Origin of the sequence: Promineifilum sp. (SeqCode) (assembly GCF_041918635.1) — a bacterium.
Classification (GTDB): Bacteria; Chloroflexota; Anaerolineae; order Promineifilales; family Promineifilaceae; genus Promineifilum.
In genome coordinates this window covers 1-2,493 of record NZ_JAYRVJ010000308.1, presented here as the reverse complement: position 1 = coordinate 2,493, position 2,493 = coordinate 1, and the positions used below count along the sequence as shown (strand labels likewise).

Annotated in this window: 1 protein-coding gene; it reads right to left on the bottom strand. The window is 66.3% G+C overall.

Annotation, left to right across the window (positions count from 1 at the left end):
* Positions 1 to 137: 137 nt before the first annotated feature.
* Positions 138 to 1,895, bottom strand: coding sequence for a YncE family protein (locus tag ACE3UY_RS09895; RefSeq protein WP_374687374.1), 1,758 nt, complete (start codon positions 1,893 to 1,895; stop codon positions 138 to 140).
* Between the last annotated feature and the right edge of the window lie 598 nt (positions 1,896 to 2,493).

The following is a 2,493-nucleotide window of genomic DNA, read 5'->3' as shown; positions in this document are numbered from 1 at the left end:
GCGAGGGGCGCGGCCGAACTATCGAGGAGTTGCGCGCCCAGTATGGCATCGAGCCCGGCGAACCGGGCGATGAGACGTGACGGCAAGATGCAACGTACTTCAGAAAGTGCGTCGCACCAGTGATGGCTTCGCACCGATTAGGGCGCAAAGTCGGCCAGCGGGTCGCGCAGCCGCGGCGGGGCGTAGGAGCCGGGCGCGGGCGCGCCGCCCTGGCCGCCGGCCGCCAGCAGGCAATCGTGTTGCAGGCCGCGGTAGTCGTCGAACCGTGCGTCCACCCCTGTCCCGTAAGACGCCGCGCTCAGCCCAAGGCGGCCGTCCAGTGGGTCGGTCAGACTGTAGATGATGACGCCGTTGACCTTCAGATAGGTGTGGGTCGCCGAGGATTGCGTGTCCAGTTCCAGTACGTTCGGCTGGCCCTCCTTCCTGATCTCTAGCAGCGCCCCTTTGGCCAGCCATTCCCACTGCCCGTTGTGGTAGTGCTGTATCGCCCAGCCCTGCTTGCTGGGCGTCACCTCCAGCGTGTAGAAGTCCGTCCAATCGGCGTTCAGGCCGAACAGCAGGCCCGACGTACCCTGCTCCGTCAGCAACCACGTGCGGACGCTGACGCTGCGCGAGCGGTCGAAGCGGTCGTCGCGGGTGACGGCCGTCCAATAGCCGGGCACGCGCTGCTCGATGCGGTAGGTTCCATCCACGTAGTCATAGGCCGTCGTCTGGATGTCGGCCTGCGGCCAACCGGTTACCTCATTGCCGAATTCGTCCAGCCCCGACTCGGCGCAGTAGGTGTAGGCGACGGGCGGCGGAGCGGGCAGGTCGGTCACCACGTGGCGCAACTGGCCCGCCTCCAGATAGGCGATGCCCCCGCCGGCCAGAGCCAGCAGGCCGATCTGGCTGTGCACGTCGGCGTCCGGGGGGCGGGGCCACACCCGGCGCAACTCGTGGCTGCGGGCGTCGTAGGCGCGGATGAGGTCGGGCTGCGAGGCGTCGCCGAGCAGCAGGACGATCTGACCGTCGGCCGAGATGGCCGCCGCGCGGTAGTACTCCGTCGGCCCGGGCGTGTACCGGTGTTGCTCGTGCAACGACCCGGTGGCGATCTGCAAGACGGGGCCAAGCGAGGCCGCGGCGCAGGCGATCAGGAAAGAGCCGTCGGGCGCGACGTGGAGTTCGTCCACAGCCACGGTCAACTCGTGCTGCCACCGGGGCGCGGGCTGGACGCCGTCGATGGTGAAGCTGCGCAGTTGGCGGGCCGCGTCGTCATCCAGCAGGTCGGCGGTGTAGAGGGTCGTGTCGTGGATGGCCAGCGCGGCCGGCCGGCGATCCTCGGGATAGAGGAAGCGGGAGAGCAGCATGCCGGTATCGCCGTCCAGGATGTCGATGAAGGGAGAGTCCTTGGGCAGCACGTAGAGCCGGTGTGACGGCCCCACAGCCAGCCCAACGATGCCGCAGACGACGGCCGTCTCGGGACAGACGTAGGTGAAGGTGGTCATGGCCTCCAGCGTCGTCGGGTTCACCACCAGGAAACTGCCCGTCCGGTCGCCGGTGGCAACGCGCTCGGCCAGGTAGAGCCGCTCGCCGTCGGGGCTGAAGGCCATGTAGCCGGCCGCGAAAGGCAGGCTGAAGTTGCCGATGGCGCCCGCCTCCACCTCCACGTCGAAGATGAGCAGGTCGGCCGGCTCGGGGCGGGCCACGTAGACGCGCCCGCGCTTCACGTCGGCGATGGCGACGGATTCGGTGGGGATGGGGCCGGCGATGGACGCGCCCAGGGGGATAGGCTTGCTAACCTGATAGGCGGCCGGCGGGGCCTCTTCGGACGACGCGCGAAAGACCGGCACGGCCAGCATAGCCAGCACCGCCAGGAGCAGAACCAGGATAAACAGCAGCACGATCGGTGTGCGCACGACGATCTGCCCAACCGCGACGACGAACGGACAGCAAAGCGACGAATGACAGGCAACTGGTGGGGCGCAAGCCCCACACCATTGTGCCACATTCGCGGCGGCAAGCAAGAAAAGGGACTAGGGGTTAGGGGTTAGGGGCTAGGGACTAGGGACTAGGGAAGAGCGTTCCTCCTTGGTCCCTGGCCCCTAACCCCTAACCCCTAACCCCTAGCCCCTGGCCCCTGGCCCCTATTTTCAGAACTGCCGGCCGCGCCGGTGCCAGATGACCAGCAGCGCGCCGATGCCAACGGCCACAGGGACGAGCACGAACAAAGCGGGGTAGAGTTGCGTTTCCATGCCCTGTATAATAGCAATGGAGTGACCACAATGCCGCTTCGCTACTGCTCGCGTTGCTGCTCAAGCAGGTTTTCGCTCGTTCGTAGTCAGGCAATTTTGAACTTTAAGAAATGGCTACGGATACGGTAGCGGGGGGGGGGGGGGGGGCCATGGGGGGGGCCACCCGCCCCCCCGCCCAGAACAAGGGCAAATGTTATTGTTTAAAAATTGTGGAAAAAAAAGAGAGAGAAAAAACGAGGGGGGTAAACACAACGGGGTGGGG